Annotated in this window: 14 protein-coding genes, 4 tRNA genes and 1 other RNA gene; 12 read left to right on the forward strand and 7 right to left on the reverse strand. The window is 72.1% G+C overall.

Features of this window, described 5'->3' with window-relative positions; all coding sequences use genetic code 11:
- Positions 1-272 precede the first annotated feature (272 nt).
- The 8 genes from AB0E07_RS13345 to AB0E07_RS13380 all read left to right on the forward strand — a co-directional run bounded on the left by AB0E07_RS13345 (position 273) and on the right by AB0E07_RS13380 (position 4,906).
- On the forward strand, positions 273-590 hold the full coding sequence (locus AB0E07_RS13345; protein ID WP_186286515.1) for an Lsr2 family protein: 318 nt from the start codon (positions 273-275) through the stop codon (positions 588-590).
- Between the two features lie 139 nt (positions 591-729).
- Positions 730-801 (forward strand) — tRNA-Gly (locus AB0E07_RS13350).
- A gap of 80 nt (positions 802-881) precedes the next feature.
- Positions 882-954 (forward strand) — tRNA-Gly (locus tag AB0E07_RS13355).
- A gap of 140 nt (positions 955-1,094) precedes the next feature.
- Positions 1,095-2,057: an ABC transporter ATP-binding protein gene (locus AB0E07_RS13360; protein ID WP_362249796.1), complete on the forward strand. Its 963-nt coding sequence runs from the start codon at positions 1,095-1,097 to the stop codon at positions 2,055-2,057.
- Positions 2,054-2,833, forward strand: coding sequence for an ABC transporter permease (locus AB0E07_RS13365; RefSeq protein WP_362249798.1), 780 nt, complete (start codon positions 2,054-2,056; stop codon positions 2,831-2,833). The genes AB0E07_RS13360 and AB0E07_RS13365 overlap by 4 nt, the downstream gene beginning before the upstream one ends.
- Before the next feature lie 50 nt (positions 2,834-2,883).
- Complete coding sequence (locus tag AB0E07_RS13370; protein ID WP_362249801.1) at positions 2,884-4,200, forward strand: histidine kinase; 1,317 nt, start codon at positions 2,884-2,886, stop codon at positions 4,198-4,200.
- Entirely contained in the window at positions 4,197-4,811 is a 615-nt protein-coding gene (locus tag AB0E07_RS13375) for a response regulator transcription factor (protein WP_351922458.1), read from the forward strand. The genes AB0E07_RS13370 and AB0E07_RS13375 overlap by 4 nt, the downstream gene beginning before the upstream one ends.
- 22 nt (positions 4,812-4,833) lie before the next feature.
- A tRNA-Gly gene (locus tag AB0E07_RS13380) sits at positions 4,834-4,906 on the forward strand.
- Positions 4,907-4,950: 44 nt separating this feature from the next.
- Here AB0E07_RS13380 and AB0E07_RS13385 read toward each other — a convergent pair.
- The 6 genes from AB0E07_RS13385 to ffs all read right to left on the reverse strand — a co-directional run bounded on the left by AB0E07_RS13385 (position 4,951) and on the right by ffs (position 13,704).
- Complete coding sequence (locus tag AB0E07_RS13385) at positions 4,951-5,850, reverse strand: phosphoribosylaminoimidazolesuccinocarboxamide synthase (protein ID WP_362249805.1); 900 nt, start codon at positions 5,848-5,850, stop codon at positions 4,951-4,953.
- Positions 5,851-5,978: 128 nt separating this feature from the next.
- Positions 5,979-7,496, reverse strand: coding sequence for a N,N-dimethylformamidase beta subunit family domain-containing protein (locus AB0E07_RS13390; RefSeq protein ID WP_362249808.1), 1,518 nt, complete (start codon positions 7,494-7,496; stop codon positions 5,979-5,981).
- A 174-nt stretch (positions 7,497-7,670) separates the two neighbouring features.
- Positions 7,671-9,614, reverse strand: a complete 1,944-nt coding sequence (locus AB0E07_RS13395; RefSeq protein WP_362249811.1) for a hypothetical protein — start codon at positions 9,612-9,614, stop codon at positions 7,671-7,673.
- Between the two features lie 324 nt (positions 9,615-9,938).
- Positions 9,939-11,189: a phosphoribosylamine--glycine ligase gene (purD, locus tag AB0E07_RS13400; RefSeq protein WP_362249814.1), complete on the reverse strand. Its 1,251-nt coding sequence runs from the start codon at positions 11,187-11,189 to the stop codon at positions 9,939-9,941.
- Positions 11,190-11,294: 105 nt separating this feature from the next.
- Positions 11,295-13,562, reverse strand: a complete 2,268-nt coding sequence (locus AB0E07_RS13405) for a DNA polymerase III subunit gamma and tau (protein WP_362249817.1) — start codon at positions 13,560-13,562, stop codon at positions 11,295-11,297.
- A 43-nt stretch (positions 13,563-13,605) separates the two neighbouring features.
- An RNA gene (ffs, locus tag AB0E07_RS13410) (signal recognition particle sRNA small type) lies at positions 13,606-13,704 on the reverse strand.
- Between the two features lie 72 nt (positions 13,705-13,776).
- On the opposite strand from ffs, the gene AB0E07_RS13415 reads away from it, so the two are divergent.
- From AB0E07_RS13415 to AB0E07_RS13430, 4 genes are all read left to right on the forward strand, one after another.
- Positions 13,777-13,864 (forward strand) — tRNA-Ser (locus tag AB0E07_RS13415).
- A 1,011-nt stretch (positions 13,865-14,875) separates the two neighbouring features.
- Entirely contained in the window at positions 14,876-17,305 is a 2,430-nt protein-coding gene (locus AB0E07_RS13420; protein ID WP_362249820.1) for a helicase-associated domain-containing protein, read from the forward strand.
- Positions 17,306-17,398: 93 nt separating this feature from the next.
- Positions 17,399-17,614: a type II toxin-antitoxin system VapB family antitoxin gene (locus tag AB0E07_RS13425; RefSeq protein ID WP_053752751.1), complete on the forward strand. Its 216-nt coding sequence runs from the start codon at positions 17,399-17,401 to the stop codon at positions 17,612-17,614.
- A complete protein-coding gene (locus AB0E07_RS13430; protein ID WP_362249824.1) occupies positions 17,611-18,033 on the forward strand; it encodes a PIN domain nuclease in 423 nt (140 codons plus the stop codon). Before AB0E07_RS13425 ends, AB0E07_RS13430 begins: the two co-directional genes overlap by 4 nt.
- A 257-nt stretch (positions 18,034-18,290) precedes the next feature.
- On the opposite strand, the gene AB0E07_RS13435 is transcribed toward AB0E07_RS13430, so the two are convergent.
- On the reverse strand, positions 18,291-18,701 hold the full coding sequence (locus AB0E07_RS13435; RefSeq protein WP_362249827.1) for a roadblock/LC7 domain-containing protein: 411 nt from the start codon (positions 18,699-18,701) through the stop codon (positions 18,291-18,293).

Raw genomic sequence — 18,701 nt, forward strand, 5'->3', positions numbered from 1 at the left:
AGACTACCCGTACAAAATTTCTACGCGAGTAGAGTTGTAGGAAACTACGTGACGGCAGTCACGATCCGGTATCGGAGGGGGGCGTTCGGGAAAAGTTCCGGGAAAGATCCTCGATCAGTTCGGGATACGTATTGCCTTCGGACACGCGGAGAGATTTAGTCGGGCTTCACATTGCAATGCCGGGCACTGTACAAATGAATTGGCAATAGCCGATACTCGGCACGTCATCGCAGATGAGCTGTATGAGGTGCCATCCGAAGGGACCGATATTCGTGGCGCAGAAGGTCGTGGTCACCCTCTTTGACGACATCGACGGCTCGGAAGCGGCGGAAACGATCGCCTTCGGACTCGACGGCAAGTCGTACGAGATCGACCTGAACCAAGCGAATGCCGAGAAACTGCGTAAGGCGCTCGAGCCGTACGTGGAGGCCGGCCGCAAGCGGTCGCGCTCCGGCAAGGCCTACCGGCAGACCGAGGTCGCCCCGGACCCGGCGGCCGTACGGGCCTGGGCCCAGGCCAACAAGATGGACGTACCGGCCCGCGGCCGGATCCCCAAGAAGGTCTACGAGGCGTTCGCCGCGGCGCAGTGACGGCCCCCCGGCGGGCTCCGTCCTCAGGGTGCGTCAGCGGGCCCTGAGGACAACCGACTTGCGCTGCACCCCTCCCGATCAGCTAGAGTCTGGAGCACGCCGAGGGCGGGGACGGAAAATCCCGGCTCACGGAGTACATGCGGGTGTAGTTCAGTAGTAGAACATCCCCCTTCCAGGGGGAAGGCGCAGCGTGCAATTCCTGTCACCCGCTCTGCACCGCCGTACCGGGCATCCTTCTGGATCAGGTAGGCTGGTGCTCGCGCCGATCGGTGAGAGCCGGTCGGAGGCAATGCGGACGTAGCTCAGTTGGTAGAGCGCAACCTTGCCAAGGTTGAGGTCGCGAGTTCGAGCCTCGTCGTCCGCTCGGGAATGAGACCCCGGTCCAAGTGACCGGGGTCTTTTCGTGTTTCCCACCGATCTCCCCGACTCCCTTCTGACATTTGTCATGTGCGCCGGTGACACCCCGCACTGCCCCGCCGCCCGGAACACCGGGAGGCTGAGGGCATGGACAGGAACGAACACGAACACGTGATTGAGGTCACCGACCTGCGGCGTGTGTACGGGGGCGGGTTCGAGGCGGTGCGCGGCATCGGCTTCTCGGTGGCGCGCGGCGAGGTCTTCGCCCTGCTCGGCACCAACGGCGCGGGCAAGACCTCCACCGTCGAACTGCTGGAGGGCCTCGCCCGGCCGGCCTCCGGAACCGTCCGGGTGCTCGGGCACGACCCGTTCGCCGAGCGGGACGCCGTCCGGCCGCGCACCGGCGTGATGCTCCAGGAGGGCGGTTTCCCCTCCGAGCTGACCGTCGCGGAGACCGCCCGGATGTGGGCGGGCTGCGTGAGCGGGGCGCGCCCCGAGGGCGAGGTGCTGGAGCGGGTCGGGCTCGGCTCGAAGACCCGGGTGCGGGTCAAGCAGCTGTCCGGCGGCGAGCGGCGGCGCCTGGACCTGGCGCTCGCGCTGCTCGGCGACCCCGAGGTGCTGTTCCTCGACGAGCCGACGACCGGCCTGGACGCCGAGGGACGGCGGGAGACCTGGGCGCTGGTGCGGGAACTGCGCGACGCCGGTACGACGGTGCTGCTCACCACGCACTACCTGGAGGAGGCCGAGGACCTCGCCGACCGGCTGGCCATCCTGCACGAGGGACGCATCGCCGCCGCCGGCACCCCGGCCGAGGTGACCGCGGCCCAGCCCTCCCGGATCTCCTTCGAACTGCCCGAGAACCACTTCCTGGGCGACCTGCCCCCGCTGGCCGAACTGGGGATCACGGGCCACGAGGTCGAGGGCCGGACCGTACGGCTGCGCACCCACGAACTCCAGCGGTCCGCCACCGAACTGCTGACCTGGGCCGCGCGGGCCGGGGTCGAACTGCGGCGGCTGGACGTGCGGTCGGCCTCGCTGGAGGAGGCGTTCCTGGGCATCGCGCGGGAGGCGTCCGAGAGCACGCCCGAGACGAAGGAGTACGCGGCATGAGCGGCACCGTCACCACCACCCCGGCCGGCCGGCTGAAGGCACTGGCCCGCGCCGAGCTGACCCTGCTGGGCCGGACCCGGGGCACCCTCTTCGCCGCGCTGTTCGTCCCTCTGGTCCTCCCGCTCAGCGTGTGGTCGGCGACCAAGGACATGGACCTCGACGAGTACGGCCTCTCCGCCGGGACCGTCGTCCTGCCCGCCGCCGTCGGCTTCTCCCTGCTCTTCGCGGTGTACGGCGCGCTGGTGGGCGTGTTCACCGCCCGGCGCGAGGAACTCGTGCTGAAGCGGCTGCGCACCGGTGAGCTGCGGGACAACGAGATCCTCGTCGGCTCCTCCCTGCCCGCCGTCGCCACCGGGCTCGCCCAGTCGCTGCTGCTGGTGGTGGGCTGCACGCTCGTCCTCGACATCCCCGCGCCCCGCGCGCCCCATCTCGCCGTGCTGGCCGTGCTCGTGGGCCTGGTGCTGTGCGCCGCGCTCGCCGCGCTCACCTCGGCGTTCACCCGGACCACCGAGAGCGCCCAGGTCACCTCGCTGCCGCTGCTGCTGGTCTCGATGCTCGGCTCCGGCATGACCTTCCCGCTGGAGATGCTGCCCGACAAGGCGGCCTCGGTGTGCGAACTGCTGCCGCTCACCCCGGTGATCACGCTGATCCGCGGCGGCTGGACCGGCGACCTGGCACTGTCCGAGACGGCCGGACCGGTGCTGATCGCGCTGGCCTGGACCGCGCTGGCCGTGTTTGCTGTACGCCGGTGGTTCCGCTGGGAACCGCGACGCTGAGGCGGGAAGAAAACGGACGAACCAGGCGCTGAAGCGCCGGAAGAACCGGGATGAAGAGGGAGGCGCGCGTGTCCGGGGGATGGTGGCGGCGCAAGAGCACACCGGCGAAGGTCGAGACGTACACGCGCTGGTCGTTCCACTTCTTCGGGGTGGCCGAGATCTTCTCCATCGGGGTGGCCGCCCTCAACCAGGGCGGCACGCTGATCGGGGGCTGGCTGCTGGTCGCCGTGTGCGGCCACTCGGCGCTCACCATGTTGACCGCCTCGCGGGCGCTGGACTGGACGCGCGGGCGGCGCGAGCAGCCGGTGCGGCTGATGTGGACGCTCGCCGTGATCACCGCGGTGATCGCGGTGGCGGCGCTGGCGCTCGTCGAGCACGGGCCCGGCGGCAAGGACGTCGAGACCGCGGCGGGCACCGTCTTCGGCGGGGTGACCGCCTTCGGGGCGGGCACGCTGGCGCTCGGGGTGCGGGAACGCCGCCGGATGCTCGCCGTCGTGGGCGGTTTCGCCGCGGGCGCCGCGGCCGTCACCTGGCCGCTGGGGCTGCCCGCGGCCGCCTCCCTGGCCACCGGTCTCGTGGTGCTGCTCGGCGGCGGATTCATCGCCTTCACCTCCGCGTTCTCCGTCTGGCTGCTCAACGCGGTCTACGAACTCGACGAGGCGCGCGAGACGCGGGCGCGGCTCGCCGTCGCCGAGGAACGGCTGCGCTTCGGCCGGGACCTGCACGACGTGATGGGCCGGAACCTGGCCGTGATCGCGCTCAAGAGTGAGCTGGCCGTCCAGCTCGCCCGGCGCGAGCGGCCCGAGGCGGTGGAGCAGATGATCGAGGTGCAGCGCATCGCACGGGAGTCGCAGCGCGAGGTGCGCGATGTCGTACGCGGCTACCGCGAGACCGACCTCGGGGTCGAACTCGCCGGTGCCAAGGGGGTGCTGACGGCCGCCGGGATCGACTGCGAGGTGAGCGCGCCGGTCGAGGGGCTGCCCGCGCAGGTGCAGTCGGCGCTCGGCTGGGTGGTCCGGGAGGCCACCACCAATGTGCTGCGGCACGGTGACGCCGAGCGGTGCGCGGTCTCGCTGCGGGTGCGGGAGGGGCGTGTGGTGCTGGTGGTGGAGAACAACGGGCTGACGGAGCACAACGGGATGGCCGAGGAGGCCGGCGCCGGTGCGCGCGCCCGGGAGTCCGAGGGGCCCGCGCGTGCCGTACGGGCGGCCCGGCTGCCCGCCGCCGCGGCGCGGCAGGAGGGTTCCGGGCTCGCCGGGCTGCGGGAGCGGCTGCTGGCGGTGGACGGGACCCTGCAAGCGGGTCCGGTCGAGGGAGGGGTGTTCCGGGTGGTGGCCGAGGTGCCGTTGACGGCGGTGGTGGCATGAGCGAGCGGGTACGGGTCCTGCTCGCCGACGACGAGCATCTGATCCGGGGCGCGCTGGCCGCGCTGCTCTCGCTGGAGGACGACCTGGTGGTCGTCGCCGAGGCGGCGACGGGACCGGAGGCGCTGGCGATGGCCCGCGCGCACGAACCCGACGTGGCCGTGCTGGATCTCCAGATGCCCGGCGCCGACGGTGTGAAGGTGGCCACATCGCTGCGGACGGAACTGCCGTCCTGCCAGGTCATGATCGTGACCAGTCACGGCCGCCCGGGACACCTCAAGCGGGCGCTTGCGGCGGGTGTGCGCGGGTTCGTCCCGAAGACCGTCAGCGCCCAGCGGCTCGCGGAGATCATCCGCACCGTCCGCGCCGGAAACCGCTACGTGGACCCGGAGTTGGCCGCCGACGCGATCTCCGCCGGGGACTCCCCGCTGACCGCGCGGGAGGCCGAGGTGCTGGAACTCGCGGCCGACGGGGCGCCCGTCGCGGAGATCGCGGAGCGGGCCGCGCTGTCCCAGGGGACCGTGCGGAACTATCTCTCCTCGGCCGTCTCCAAACTGGGGGCGGAGAACCGTCACGCCGCGGTGCGTCTCGCCCGGGAGCGAGGTTGGGTATAGTGGTTCTCGCGCCACGGCGCATGCGAACGTAGCTCAGTTGGTAGAGCGCAACCTTGCCAAGGTTGAGGTCGCGAGTTCGAACCTCGTCGTTCGCTCTGAATGAGCCCCCCGGTCATCGACCGGGGGGTTTCTTCGTTCCCTACTTCCAGCCCGTGCCCGTCAGACGCTCGTACGCCTCCACGTACTTGGCGCGGGTGGCGTCCACCACCCGCTGCGGCAGCGCCGGCGGGGGCTGCTCGCTCCCGCGGTCCCAGCCGGACTCCGGCGAGGTGAGCCAGTCGCGCACGAACTGCTTGTCGTACGAGGGCTGCGCGCGGCCCGGCTGCCAGCCGTCGACCGGCCAGAAGCGGGAGGAGTCCGGGGTGAGGACCTCGTCGGCGATGACGAGGGTGTCGTCCTCGAAGCCGAACTCGAACTTGGTGTCCGCGAGGATGATGCCGCGTTCCCTGGCAATGTCCCGGGCCCGGGAGTAGACGGCGAGGGTGGCCTCGCGCAGTTCGGCGGCGACGGCCTCGCCTACCTGACGGGCCGCCTCCTCGAAGGAGACGTTCTCGTCGTGCTCGCCGACGGCGGCCTTGGTGGCCGGGGTGAAGATCGGGGCGGGCAGTTCACTGCCGTCGACCAGGCCCTCGGGGAGGGCGAGACCGCAGACCGTGCGGGAGTCGTTGTACTCCAGCAGGCCCGAGCCGGTGAGGTAGCCGCGGGCCACACACTCCACCGGGACCATCCGCAGCGACTTGCAGACCAGGGTGCGGCCCGCCCAGTCGGCCGGGGCGCCCGCCGGCAGCTCGGCGCTCAGCACGTGGTTGGGGACCAGGTCGGCGAGCTGGTCGAACCACCACAGGGAGAGCTGGGTGAGGACGCGGCCCTTGTCGGGGATCTCGGTCGGGAGCACCCAGTCGTACGCCGACATACGGTCACTGGCGACCATCACGAGGTCGCCCGCCTCGTCCCGGTAGAGGTCGCGCACCTTGCCGGTGTGCAGGTGCACCAGGCCCGGAACCTGGATCGGCTCGGGCTTTTCTACGAATCCGGACACGGTTCCTCCCCGTGGTTCTGTCCAACGGGTCGATTGTCCCGTATTCAGCGGCTGACCTCGGACTCGGGGTCTCTTCGGCGGTCTGCTCGGGGTCGGCTCGGGGTCTGCTCGGGGTCCGCTCGGTGGGTTCAGTCCCGCTTGCAGATGCGGTCCAGGAGGTTAGCCGTGGCGCGCTGGACGCGGGTGTCGACATGGCCGGGGCGGTCCAGGGCCGGGGACCAGGCGAAGGTGCCGGAGGCGAAGACCAGCGCGCCCGAGGGGGCCCGGTAGAGGGACGTCTCCTGGTGGCGGGCGGCTCCGTCGGCGTCGGTGTACGGGGAGTGGGCCAGCAGGATCCGCTCGTCGTGCTCGGGCAGGGCCGTGCGCGGGAAGTAGCGGTCGGCCTCGCCCGCGACCAGGCCGGTCAGTTCGTCGCCGTCCTGGGCGCCGGTGGCGTCCCACAGCCAGTGGTCGGCGTTGCGGACGATCAGGGGGTGCGGCTCGGGGACCCGGCCCGCGTACTGGATGCCGATCAGCTGCTGCTCGGGGCGGTCGATCTCGCGCCACAGGACCGGCCTGCCGGGGCCCCGGCGTTTGCGGCAGGTCAGCAGACGGTCCGGGACGCCGGACGGGGAGGGGCCCAACTCGACCTGCCAGTAGAGGGTGTTGGCGGAGAGGAAGACCAGCGAGGTGCCGTTTTCCCGGGCCAGTTCCGCGGTGCGGCGCATGTGCGGCGACCAGTACTCGTCGTGGCCGGGGAAGACCAGGCCGCGGTAGCGGGTGGGGTCGATGTGGCCCGCGTGCAGGTCGCGGGCGTCGGCGTAGGCGAGGTCGTAGCCGTAGCGCTCGGCGAAGCGGATGAAGTCGTAGGCGTGGCCCACGTGCAGGGGCAGGCCCGCGCCCGCGTACGGGCGGTCGAAGGAGACGGTGGTCGCGGCGTCGGCCTCGCCCAGCAGCCGGCCGTCGTCGTCCCAGGCGTGGTAGAGGCTGGCGCCGATCCGGCCGTCCTCCGGGTACAGGTTGTACGCCTGCCAGGTGATGTCGGGCAGGAGCAGCAGCAGGTCGGCGGGGTGGTTGTCGCGGACGGTGAACGGGATGTGGGAGCGGTAGCCGTCGACGGTGGTCAGCACCGCCACGTACGCGCCGATGCTCCAGGACGACGGGATCTGCAGGCGCCAGGAGAGCCACCAGTGGTGGCAGGAGACCGTACGGTCGGCGGTCAGCGGCGGGGGCTGGACGATGCCGGAGAGCCGCGGGCTGGTGGTGATCTTCGCGGCGCCGTCCCCGCCGTAGTGGCCGATCCGGTAGATGTCGACGCTGAACTCCTGCGGCGGGTCGACGGTGACGTGGAAGTCGACGGCCTGGCCGGGCATGACCGCGCCGGTGGAGATGAAGCCCTTGATCTGGCGGTTGACGTCGTCGGCCGAGCGGGGGCCCTCGGTCGGGCGGCTGCTCCTGCGCGGTCCGGGTACACGGTGTCCGGACCGGGGCGGGGCCGCGTCCTGGGCGGTGTCCGCGGCGTCCACGTACCAGGGGACGACCTGGCCCGTGTCGCCGAAGTAGGTCTCGGTACCGCGCAGCCAGGGGACGGGGCCCTGGCCGAAGGGGTCTGTGACGCCGTGCGCGAGTGCCCCCGACTCCCAACGGCGGATCCGCTCCGATCCCATGGTCGCTCCCCTCCTCCGCGCCTATGTCGCCTGCCCTTGCCAGGTGCGCGATCGGTCCCAGCACATCACATTGCGCACGCATGCTGTCACTACTCGTTGCGAATTGGCCGAAAGAGGAATAACAGATTCCGGTAGTACCGGTTCCGGTCCGACGGCGGTCGGCTTCCGGTGCGGTCAGACGAGGCGTACGGGCTTCTCGGGACGTATGCCGGATTCGACCAGCCATGCCTTCAGGGGGGCGGGGTCGCCGTCCTCGACGAGGCTGTGGACGCGGGGCGTGAGGTCGACGGCGCGCTCTCCGTTGACCAGGAGGGTGGGGCCGTCGAGCCAGTCCAGGCCGGGGGCGCCTCCCGCGGTGTCCATCGCGGCGCAGCAGACCATCGCGGTGACGTGGTCGGTGAGGAGTTCGCGGGCGGAGCGCGGGGGCTGGAGCGGGAAGAGCGGGAGGGTGCCGTCGTCCCAGAGGGGGGTGTCCTGGGCGGCCGGGGCGGTGGGGCCGTCCGGGGCGGCGGCCTCCTCGCGGGCGAGTTCAGCGGTGAGGACCGCGGCGAGGGCGGCGGAGCGCTCGTTCTCCGGCTCGTCGGGGTCGGCGTCGGCGTCGGTGTCGGCCTCGCTGTCGAGGGCGAGGTCGGTGTATGCGGCGGGGTCCGTGGCGGCGTCCGTGGCAGGGTCCGCACCGGTCACGGCGTCGGCGCGGGTTGCGTCCGCCGTGGGCTCGTCGTCAGCCGCGGGGGTGCGGTCCGTCGCGGAGCCCGCCGCCGTCGCGGAGCCCGCCGCCGTCGCGGAGCCCGCCGTCGTCGCGGAGCCCGCCGTCGTCGCGGAGGCCTGCGGCGTCGCGGAGGTCTGCGGCGTCGACAGGTGGTCCAGGACGCGGGCCAGGGTCGGGCCGTCGGACTGCGGGGCGGCGGGGCGGACGCCCAGGGAGTCCAGGACGCGATGGAGGCGGGCCGCGTCGGTGCGCCATTTCCGGTCCACGACCTCTTCCGGGTACTCCTGCCAGTCCACCGGCGACCAGTCGGGCCCCGACTCGGCCGGGCCTCCGTGGAAGAGGCGCGCGGCGAGCAGGGAGGCGGCCGCGTCCACCGCGCCCGGCTCCTCCAGGAGGTCGCACGCCGGGCGTTCGCCCAGGCGGGAGGCGAAGCCCTCGGCCAGCCGGTCGCGCCGGGACAGCTCCGTCAGGGCAGCCACCACGCCCGCGTCCAGCCGGGACGGCCAACGGCCCATCCGCCAGGCCGGCAGCGCGACCCGGGTCAGCAGCCGGTCCCAGCCCGCGTAGGCCAGACCCACCTGTTCCTGGGCGACGATGCGCAGCCCGTAGTCCACGGCCTGGGCCCGCTCGGCCGCCGCCGCGGCCACTCCGCGCTCCATCTGCGCCGCGTGCTCCCGACAGCTGCGCAGCAGCAGACGGGCCACCCGGCCGACGCCGGACAGCAGCGCCCGGGACAGCGGTCCGCGGTGCGGGGCCGCGGCGACCGCCACCGCCGCGTCCAGCCCCCGTACGAAGCGGCGGGCCGCGGCTATGTCGGGGTGGGCGGAGGGGCCGGTGCCCGCGACCACCGGGGCGAGGACGGCCCGGAGTTCGCCGACCCGCATCCACCACAGGAACGGGGAGCCGATGACCAGGACCGGGGCCGCGGTGGCCCGGCGGTGCGCGCCGCGCAGCCCGCCGGTGAGTTCGTCGCCCGTGTCCGGCGGGGGCGGGCCGAGGGCCGGGTGGGTCCGGTCCTCCAGCCAGCTGTCGCAGTCCGGGGTGAGCGCTATCGCGGACGGAGCGGGCACGTCGAGCCGGTCGGCGAGGTCACGGACCATCCGGTACAGATCGGGGGCCGAGTCCTCGGGGATCGCGACCGTGGGACTGAGCGCGGGCCGGGCCCGGGCGACGACCAGCGCGACCACGCCTGCGGCCAGCAGCACGAGCACGGCGACACAGCCCACCACCCAGCGGGCGGCGTCCCAGCCGGAGCCCACGAGGTGGCCGGTGGAACCGCCGGCCAGCAGCACCACGGCGAACGCGGCGGGCAGCAGGGCGACGGCCACCGCCCGGCCGCGGATCCGCAGGACCGCCAGCGCCCGGGAGCGCGCGCCCTGCGCGCCCGCCTCCACACCGATACCGGTCACGACCGAACTCACCCCCTCCCCGATGCGCGTGCCGTCACGGCTGCGCTGCCTGTCCCACCTGTCCTGGTGTTGGTCACTCCCCCACTGTGGCACCCGGCGCTGACATCGCAATGCCGGTGGGCCAAGTGCCGGAACGCTTGCGCCGCACCATAGTTGGGGCTCGGGCGCCCGTCAGCCGGATGGGGGATCGGTCACTCGATGGAATGGCCTTGGGGAAAGGTGGATGACGGACCGCAAGCATCAGGCCCCGAATCCTGAGACGGATCCGGGGCCTGCGGGGTTCATCCGGGGCTTGCGGGGTTCATCGGAGGGACCGCGCCCGGTCTACTCGGCCGCCACCTTCGCCGCGATGTCCGTGCGGTGCTGCGAGCCGTCGAGGCCGATCCGGGCGACCGCGCGGTAGGCGCGCTCGCGGGCCTGCGCCAGGTCTCCGCCGGTCGCGGTGACCGACAGGACGCGACCGCCGGCGCTGACCACGGCGTCGCCGTCCGTCCGGGTGCCGGCGTGCAGGACGTACGCGTGTGGGGCGTCCTCGGCTGCGACCTCGTCCAGACCGGTGATCGGGTCGCCGGTGCGCGGGGTGCCGGGGTAGTTGTGGGAGGCGACGACCACGGTGACGGCGGCGTCGGCGCTCCAGCGCAGCGGTTCCAGGTCGGCGAGGTCGCCCTTGGCGGCGGCGAGCAGGACTCCGGCGAGCGGGGTCTTCAGGCGGGCCAGCACGACCTGCGTCTCGGGGTCGCCGAAGCGGGCGTTGAACTCGATCACGCGGACACCGCGGGAGGTGATGGCCAGGCCCGCGTAGAGCAGCCCCGAGAAGGGCGTGCCGCGGCGGCGCATCTCGTCGACGGTGGGCTGGAGGACGGTCTCCATGACCTCCTCGACCAGCTTCGGATCGGCCCAGGGCAGCGGGGAGTAGGCGCCCATGCCGCCGGTGTTCGGGCCCTCGTCGTTGTCGAGGGCGCGCTTGAAGTCCTGGGCCGGCTGGAGGGGCAGGACCGTCTCGCCGTCGGTGATGGCGAAGAGGGAGACCTCGGGGCCGTCGAGGAACTCCTCGATGACCACGCGGTCGCAGGCGTTGGCGTGTGCCCGCGCGGCCTCCAGGTCGGCGGTGACGACGACGCCCTTGCCGGCGGCGAGGCCGTCGTCCTTGACGACGTAGGGGGCGCCGAAGGCGTCGAGGGCCTCGTCGACCTCCTCCGGCGTGGTGCAGACGTACGACCGTGCCGTGGGGACCTCGGCCCCCGCCATCACGTCCTTGGCGAAGGCCTTGGAGCCCTCGATCCGCGCGGCCTCCCCGGAGGGGCCGAAGACCGGGATGCCGGCCTCGCGCACGGCGTCGGCGACACCGGCGACCAGGGGCGCCTCCGGGCCGACCACGACCAGTTCGGCGCCGAGTTCCGTGGCCAGCGCGGTCACCGCGGCGCCGTCGAGGGCGTCGACCGGGTGCAGCTCGGCGACCTCCGCGATGCCGGCATTGCCGGGGGCGCAGTGCAGCGCGGTGACGTCGGGGTCGAGGGACAGGGAGCGGCACAGGGCGTGTTCGCGGGCGCCGCTGCCGATGACGAGGACCTTCACGGGGGTCAGCCTATCCGGAGCGGGCGCGGCGGGATTGTGCGGGCCGCCGAAGCGGCACGGGGGCCGGGGTTGTGGCTTCGCACAATCCTCGCGAGGGCGGCACGCTCACTCGTTGTTGAACTCCTCGACGACCGTCGCGCCCAGTTCCCGGACGATCAGGTCGTGGCCGGAGAGGGCCGATTCGTTCAGGTCCGGGTCGTCGTCCTCGGGGATGTCGTCCTCGGGGGCGACGGGAGCCGGGGGTTCCGGCGCGGAGTGCCGGGGTGCGGAGGCCGGAGCGGGGGCCGCCGCCGGGGCGGGCGGGGTGTACGCGGGGGCCGCCGAGGGGGCGGGCGCGGACGGGGCGGGGGCGGGACGGGCGGGCGCGGCCGGGGCGCCACCGCCGTAACCGCCGCCGTGGCCACCGGGGCCGCCGTAGCCCTGGGCGGGGGGCGCGGAGCCGCCGCCCGAGGGGTCGATGATCGCCTCGATCTTCCACTGGAGGTTGAACTGCTCGGCGAGAGCCTGCCGCAGCACGTCCTCGCTGCCGCTGCCCGAGAAGTTGTCCCGGGCGCCGGCGTTGACGAAGCCGATCTGGAGGGTGGTGCCGTCGAAGCCCGCGACCTGGGCGTTCTGGCTGAGCAGGATCCAGGTGAAGCGTCGGCGGTTCTTCACCGCCTCCAGGATGTTCGGCCAGAGCGTACGGGGATCGGGACCGCCGGCCGGTGCGGGTGCCGCGGGCTGCGGGGCCGGGGTGTGCGGCGCCGGGGTGTGCGGCGCCGGGGTGTGCGCGGGGGCGGCGGGCGCCGGGGGTGCGCTCGGCGCGGGCGCGGGACGCCCGCCGGTACCGGTGGGGGCCGCGGTGGGCCAGCCACCGGGGCGGCGGGCGGCGCCCGCTCCGGCCGAGGCAGCGGTGGGCCAGGCGCCGGGGGCGGCCTGGGCGGCCGGAGCCGGTTCGGGGGCCTGCGGAACCTGGGGAGCAGCCGGAGCCTGGGGCTGGGCGGGCGGCGGGGGCTCGGCGACCGGGGTGGCCTGGACGGGCTGGGCCGCCTGCACGGGCCGGCCCGTCGGGGCCGCCGCCCCGCCCCGGACCGCCGCGCGGGCCGCGGCCGCGCCGCCACCGGGCGCGACGGCGCCCGGGGCATCCTGAACGGGCCCCGGCCCCGGCCCCGGAACATGCGCCTCGGGACCGGGTACGTACCCCGCCGCGGGGGCGCCGCCGCCCCCGGAGAAGTTCACCCCGCGCTCCAGCCGGTCCAGCCGGGCCATCAGGGACCGCTCGTCCCCGTACGCGGCGGGCAGCAGCACGCGCGCGCAGATCAGTTCGAGCTGGAGCCGGGGCGAGGTCGCGCCCCGCATCTCGGTGAGCCCCTCGTTGACCAGGTCGGCGGCGCGGCTCAGCTCGGCGGCGCCGAAGGTGCCGGCCTGGGCCTGCATCCGTTCCAGGACGTCGGCGGGGGCGTCGATGAGCCCCTTCTCCACGGCGTCCGGCACCGCGGCGAGGATCACCAGGTCCCGCAACCGCTCCAGCAGGTCGGCGACGAAGCGGCGGGGGTCGTTGCCGCCCTCGATGATCCGGTCGACGACCTCGAAGGCGGCGGCGCCGTCACCGGTGGCGAACGCCTCGACGACGGAGTCGAGGAGCGAGCCGTCGGTGTAGCCGAGGAGGGAGGTGGCCATGGCATACGTCACGCCCTCCTCCCGTGCCCCGGCGAGGAGCTGGTCCATGACGGACATGGAGTCACGCACGGAACCGGCGCCCGCGCGCACGACGAGCGGCAGGACGCCGTCCTCGACCGGGATGGCCTCCTTCTGGCACACCTCGCCGAGGTAGTCCCGCAGGGTCCCGGGCGGGACGAGCCGGAAGGGGTAGTGGTGGGTCCGCGACCGGATGGTCCCGATGACCTTCTCGGGCTCGGTGGTGGCGAAGATGAACTTCAGATGCTCCGGGGGCTCCTCGACGACCTTGAGCAGCGCGTTGAAGCCCGCCGACGTGACCATGTGGGCCTCGTCGATGATGTAGATCTTGTACCGGCTGCTCGCGGGCCCGAAGAAGGCCTTCTCGCGCAGCTCACGGGCGTCGTCCACGCCACCGTGCGAGGCGGCGTCGATCTCGATCACGTCGATGGAGCCGGGGCCGTTGCGCGCGAGGTCCTGGCAGGACTGGCACTCGCCGCACGGGGTGGGCGTGGGCCCCTTCTCGCAGTTCAGGCAGCGCGCGAGGATCCGGGCACTGGTCGTCTTGCCGCAGCCGCGCGGACCGCTGAACAGGTACGCGTGATTGACCCGGTTGTTCCGCAGCGCCTGCTGCAGCGGGTCGGTGACATGCTCCTGCCCGATGACCTCGGCGAACGACTCCGGGCGATAGCGGCGGTACAGCGCGAGAGACGACACGCCTACGAGGTTATAGGCGCCCACTGACATCCCGGCCCACGGGAACGCAAGCGCCCCCCACGCACCCGCCAGAGCCGACCTACCCTTGCTGCCTTCCGGCCCTGGGGGAGTTCAGTCAGATAGCGCCGCGTGAGGGGCTCCGCACAGAGTACCCGACGTCAGGGGGTGGGAACGAGTTCGCGAGCACTCCCCTCGGTCATGTAATGTTCCGAGCGGAGGATTCGCCTAGAGGCCTAGGGCGCACGCTTGGAAAGCGTGTTGGGGGCAACCCCTCACGAGTTCGAATCTCGTATCCTCCGCCAGTGCCTCACCGGGCACGATGTCGAAGGGCCCCACCGTTCGCGGTGGGGCCCTTCGACGTTGAGGGTTGCAGTTGCCGCGATCAGGCGGCGACGGCTCCCTGCGGGAGAGGGCTGCCTGCAGCCCTCTCGCCAAGACGATCTGCATGCCTGAACCGTGGCTCCAGCACGTTCCACTTGTTGATCAGATAAGTGGGAGTTGGTTACGCTCAACCAATACGCTGTGTGACCACAAGGAACGTCTTGTGTGCAACTACCGGCGCAGGGGGGTGGGCTGTGCCTGACTCGATAGCCGTGCCGACGGGTGTCCAGCCAATTCGCCGGGAACCTCGGCGGCGCCAGCTGGATTCTGTGCATCCCCTCCAGCATGGACGGCCCCATGACGGCATGGTGGGACACGTGGTCGAAGGCGAGGAAAAAGGAACACAGCCTCGTCATCCAGCTCTGGGACGAGACCGCCCTCCGGAAGAAGCTGCTTAGCCCCGAGGGCGACGCTGAGGTGGCGGCGCTCAGTACCCCCCTACGGGCTGATCGACGACGAGACCACTACAGACGAAGGCAGCCCCGAATAACCTCCTCACCCCCTCGGGGGCGGGACCCGTAGGGGGTACAGCCCAAGTCGGCCCGAATGCAGACGCATTCGGGCCGACAGCCACGCTGATGTAGTGCGCGGCGCTCAGACCGCCGCCGAGTGAGGATCTCCTTGAACGAGAGTTCGGGCGGCACCTCGGGCAGCGGCCAGAGGAGCCCACCGATCTTGTCGGCCGTGAAAGCGTGTTGGGGACAACCACTCGCGAGTTCGCATCTCGTATCCTCCTCCGCCGCCTGACTAGGCGAAACGAAGATCCGAGCCGCGATCGCGGCTCGGATCTTCGTCGTGCGCTGGTTGCAGTTTTGGTTGCATTTATATCCCGTCATCCCTTCGGCGCCCCCGGAACTGCTCCATCCTTGGCCTTGGCGCCGAAGCAGCTTCGGCTCGCCTGTGACGTTTCCTGTCTGTCGAGGTGCACCCTTATGAAGTCCCGATCGACGCTTGCGGCTTGGCTGAGCGGACTCGACGGTTCCCGCCTGGCACGCGTACTCGCCATGCGGAAGGACGCAGCCTCCTCGCCGGAACCACGCTCGCTGGGAGAACTGGCGGACCGTCTCCAACGTCCGGGGTCCGTGGCGCTCGTCCTGCCGCGCCTCACGCTGCCGTGCTTGCAGGCCGCCGAGGCGCTGGCGGCCTTGGGAGCACGAGCGACCCGCGACAGCCTCGCGGAGTTGCTCGGCTCGGCCTCCCCTGCGGCGGTGCACGCCCTGGACGCGACCCTGGAGGCGCTGTCGGATCGGGCGCTCGTGTGGCACGACGGCAACGAGGCACTCCGCATGTCCACGCCCTTGCGGCAGGCGTGGAGCACGCCCCTGGGACTTGACGCCCCGCTGGAAGAGCTGCTGGCCGGCACCACATCGGAGGAACTGCGCGGCATGCTGGCGGTCCTGGGTGTCAAGCCGCCCGGCACCAAGCAGCAACGACTCGCGGCTCTGGTGGAGCACCACAGTGACGCGGAACGGGTCGCCGCGTTGGTGGCGGACGCACCGGCGGCCACACGGAAGTTGCTTGAGCAGAGCACCAGGTCCACGCCGCGTCAGCCACTGTTCGTCGTGTTCGGGGCTCTTGGCCGCGACCTCCAACCAGGCGCCCGCTGGGCACTCGACCGCGGGCTTCTGCTCCAGGACCGTCACCAGTACGGGCCCGTCCGGATGCCGCTCGAGGTGGCCTTGGCCCTGCGGGGCCCCGATTGGCATGCTCCGTTCGAACCTCTGCCGCCCGTCACTCAGTTGGTGCCCATCACCTCCTCGGAGGTGGAGCGGGAGGCCGCGGTGTCCGCCACCGCGTTCGCGGCCCATGCCGCCTCCGTCCTCTCGGCGTGCGCGACCGCTCCACCTACCCGGCTGAAGTCGGGCGGGATCGGCGCGCGTGAACTGGCCCGGCTCAGCAAGGCAGCCCAAGCGGACGACGCCGTCGTGCGCCTCGCCCTGGAGACCGCGTACGCCGCCGGGCTGCTGGCCCGCGACGGCGATCGCGTACCTCCCACCGAGGCGTACGACGCCTGGGCCGAACAGGAGCCCGCAGAACAACTCGCCGTACTGCTCCGGGCATGGCGGGACCTGCCACTCACCCCCACCCGGGCGCGCGACGAAGACAACAAGGCGCTTCCCGCGCTCGCCGGTGCACCTGACTGTGGCGGCTGCCTGCAAGCCCGCCACGGGCTGCTCACCGCGGCGGCGGGGCTCCCTGCAGGACACGGTGTGAAGGTTGCCTCGGAGCTGGGGCCGCTCGTGGCCTGGCACCGTCCGCTCGCCGACGACGCCTCTCCCGAGGACACGGCACCGTTCAGCACCGTGATCCGCGAAGGCGAACTGCTGGGTGTGCTGGCACGGGGTGCCCTGTCCCCGCTCGGTGCCCACCTGGCGGCCCACGCCGACGAGGAGCTCGACATCACGGCCCGGCGGCTGCTGCCTCCCGCGACCACGACGGCCCGGATCGGCGCCGACCTCACCGCCATCGTCACCGGCACCCCGTCCGCACGACTCGCGGCGCTGCTGGATTCGATGGCCGACCGGGAGACCAGTGGCACGGCGTCGGTTTGGCGCTTCAGTGCTGGCAGTATCCGCCGGGCCCTGGACTCCGGCCGCACCCCGGACGACATCACAGCCGACCTGGCAGCCGGCTCCGCCACAGCGCTGCCACAGCCTCTGACCTATCTCATCGCCGACACCGCACGAGGTCACGGGCGGGTGCGCATCGCCCCCGCGGCCTGTGTCATCCACGGCGACGAACCCGCGCTCCTGGCCGAACTCGCCGCCCACCGCGCGCTGTCCAAGCTCGCCCTGCGGCAGCTCGCCCCGACGGTCCTGGTCAGCGGCAGCTCACCCGCGACGGCTCTCGCCGCACTCCGTGCCGTGGGCTACGCCCCGGTCGCCGAGACCGCCGGGGGAACGGTACGCATCGAAAAGCGCCTGCCGCAGAGGGCCGCCGCTGCCGTCCCGCCCCCGCGAAGGAACGCCGGGCGGCGCGGCCCCCGGACCGCCGCAGCCCACGCCGCGGACATCCCCGCCGACGCCGGGATGGACGTCCTGGCGGACCGGCTGCTCAAGGCCCCGCCAACCGCACCGGAACCCGACCCGTTCGGCAGCGGGGTGCCTTTCGCGACGGACACCGAGGAGATCGTCGCCGGATACGCGAAGCACCTGTCGTACAGCGACATCCGCCAGGTCGCCCATGCCATCGACAACGGTGCGGCGATCACGGTCGAGTACATCGCCACCTCGGGCAACCGGACGGTACGCACTCTCAGTGACCTGGAGCTCGACCCGCCCTACCTCGACGCCTGGTGCCACCTGCGCGAGGCGGAACGCGTCTTCACTCTCTCCCGCATCCATGGCGTGATGCCTGCGTAGGACTCGGCGGCCAGGCCGGGTGCCCGAGGGTGCCACCCCGCAGGCGCCTCGCGAGATATACTTGGCCCCACATTTGATATCAGGGAGGCACTCGTGAGTCGGACGGTTATCGACCTGGACGACGACCTGGTCGCGGACGTGGCCAAAGCCCTGGGTACGAGCACCAAGAAGGAGACAGTCAACACCGCTCTTCGCGAGGTGCTGGAGAGTCGGCGTCGCGCCTTGGCTCTCGCCCGGCTGCGGGCCGCAGCCGGGGACGGCGCATTCGATCTGGAGCTGTTCGAGAACAAGGGGAACTACCGCCGGTGAACGCGGCCCAGTTCCTGATCGACACCAGCGCGCTCGCTCGGTTCATGCGCGAGGACGCCGAGCAGTACGGCTGGGACCAGGCGGCAGCCGCCGGGCTCATCGCCACCTGCCCGATCACCGAGCTCGAGTTCTTCTACAGCGCCCGATCGGCCGCCGACAGGGCGCGCGGCATCGAGGACATACGCCTGATCTTCGGCTGGGTTCCCGTCGACGACCGCGCCTACGACCGCGCCTGGCAGGTCCAGGAAGCACTCACCAAACAGGGAAAGCATCGCAGTGCGGGTGCGGTGGATCTCGTCGTCGCCGCGACGGCCGAGCTGCAAGGACTCACCCTCCTGCACCGCGACCACGACTTCGCCTGCATCGCGGCAGTGACCGGCCAGGCTCTCCAGTGGTACGGCCCGGAGAGCGGCAAATAGGCGGGCGACGGTTGCGGTTCTGATTGCATTCACCGGCGTACGCCACGGGTTCACGAGGCTCACCAGTCACCGCGTCCCCGCAGGTCAGAACACCCATGCCCCTCGCCGAACCCCCAGACGAACAGGTGGAAAGCGTGTTGGGGGCAACCCCTCACGAGTTCGAATCTCGTATCCTCCGCCAGTGCCTCACCGGGCACCAACGTCGAAGGGCCCCACTGTTCGCGGTGGGGCCCTTCGACGTTGTCCGGCTGCCACCCTCACCTGGGTGTGGAGTGGAGTTCGCGGATCAGTTGCGGGGTGAGGAGTTCGCCCGCGCGGTCGGCCAGGACCGCCATCTCGTAGCCGACCAGGCCGACGTCGCAGCCCTCCGCGGCGAGGACACCCAGGCAGCTTCCGTCGCGGACGCGGCCGACCATGAGGAAGCCGCCGAGCATTTCGATCATGACGAGCTTCATGCCGTGGAAGCCGTGTGCCGTCGCCGCGTTCTGGGCGAGGCTGGTGATGCCGGAGACGACGGCGGCCAGGTGGTCGGCCCGGTCGCGGTCGAGGCTGTCCGAGGCGGCCATGAGCAGGCCGTCGGACGACACGGCTACGGCGTCGGTCACGCCGTCGGTGGTACGGACGAACTCCGAGACGAGCCAGCCGAAGCTCTGGACGGCGGTGGTCAT

It is taken from the genome of Streptomyces sp. NPDC048002, from assembly GCF_040653275.1.
In the GTDB taxonomy this organism is placed as follows: domain Bacteria; phylum Actinomycetota; class Actinomycetes; order Streptomycetales; family Streptomycetaceae; genus Streptomyces.

What these genes read in the sequence shown, in the direction of transcription:
- AB0E07_RS13360 (WP_362249796.1), top strand. Translation starts at nt 1,095, where the DNA reads ATGGACAGGAACGAACACGAACACGTGATTGAGGTCACCGACCTGCGG.
- AB0E07_RS13365 (WP_362249798.1), top strand. Translation starts at nt 2,054, where the DNA reads ATGAGCGGCACCGTCACCACCACCCCGGCCGGCCGGCTGAAGGCACTG.
- AB0E07_RS13370 (WP_362249801.1), top strand. Translation starts at nt 2,884, where the DNA reads ATGAAGAGGGAGGCGCGCGTGTCCGGGGGATGGTGGCGGCGCAAGAGC.
- AB0E07_RS13375 (WP_351922458.1), top strand. Translation starts at nt 4,197, where the DNA reads ATGAGCGAGCGGGTACGGGTCCTGCTCGCCGACGACGAGCATCTGATC.
- AB0E07_RS13390 (WP_362249808.1), bottom strand. Translation starts at nt 7,496, where the DNA reads ATGGGATCGGAGCGGATCCGCCGTTGGGAGTCGGGGGCACTCGCGCAC.
- AB0E07_RS13420 (WP_362249820.1), top strand. Translation starts at nt 14,876, where the DNA reads ATGAAGTCCCGATCGACGCTTGCGGCTTGGCTGAGCGGACTCGACGGT.
- AB0E07_RS13435 (WP_362249827.1), bottom strand. Translation starts at nt 18,701, where the DNA reads ATGACCACCGCCGTCCAGAGCTTCGGCTGGCTCGTCTCGGAGTTCGTC.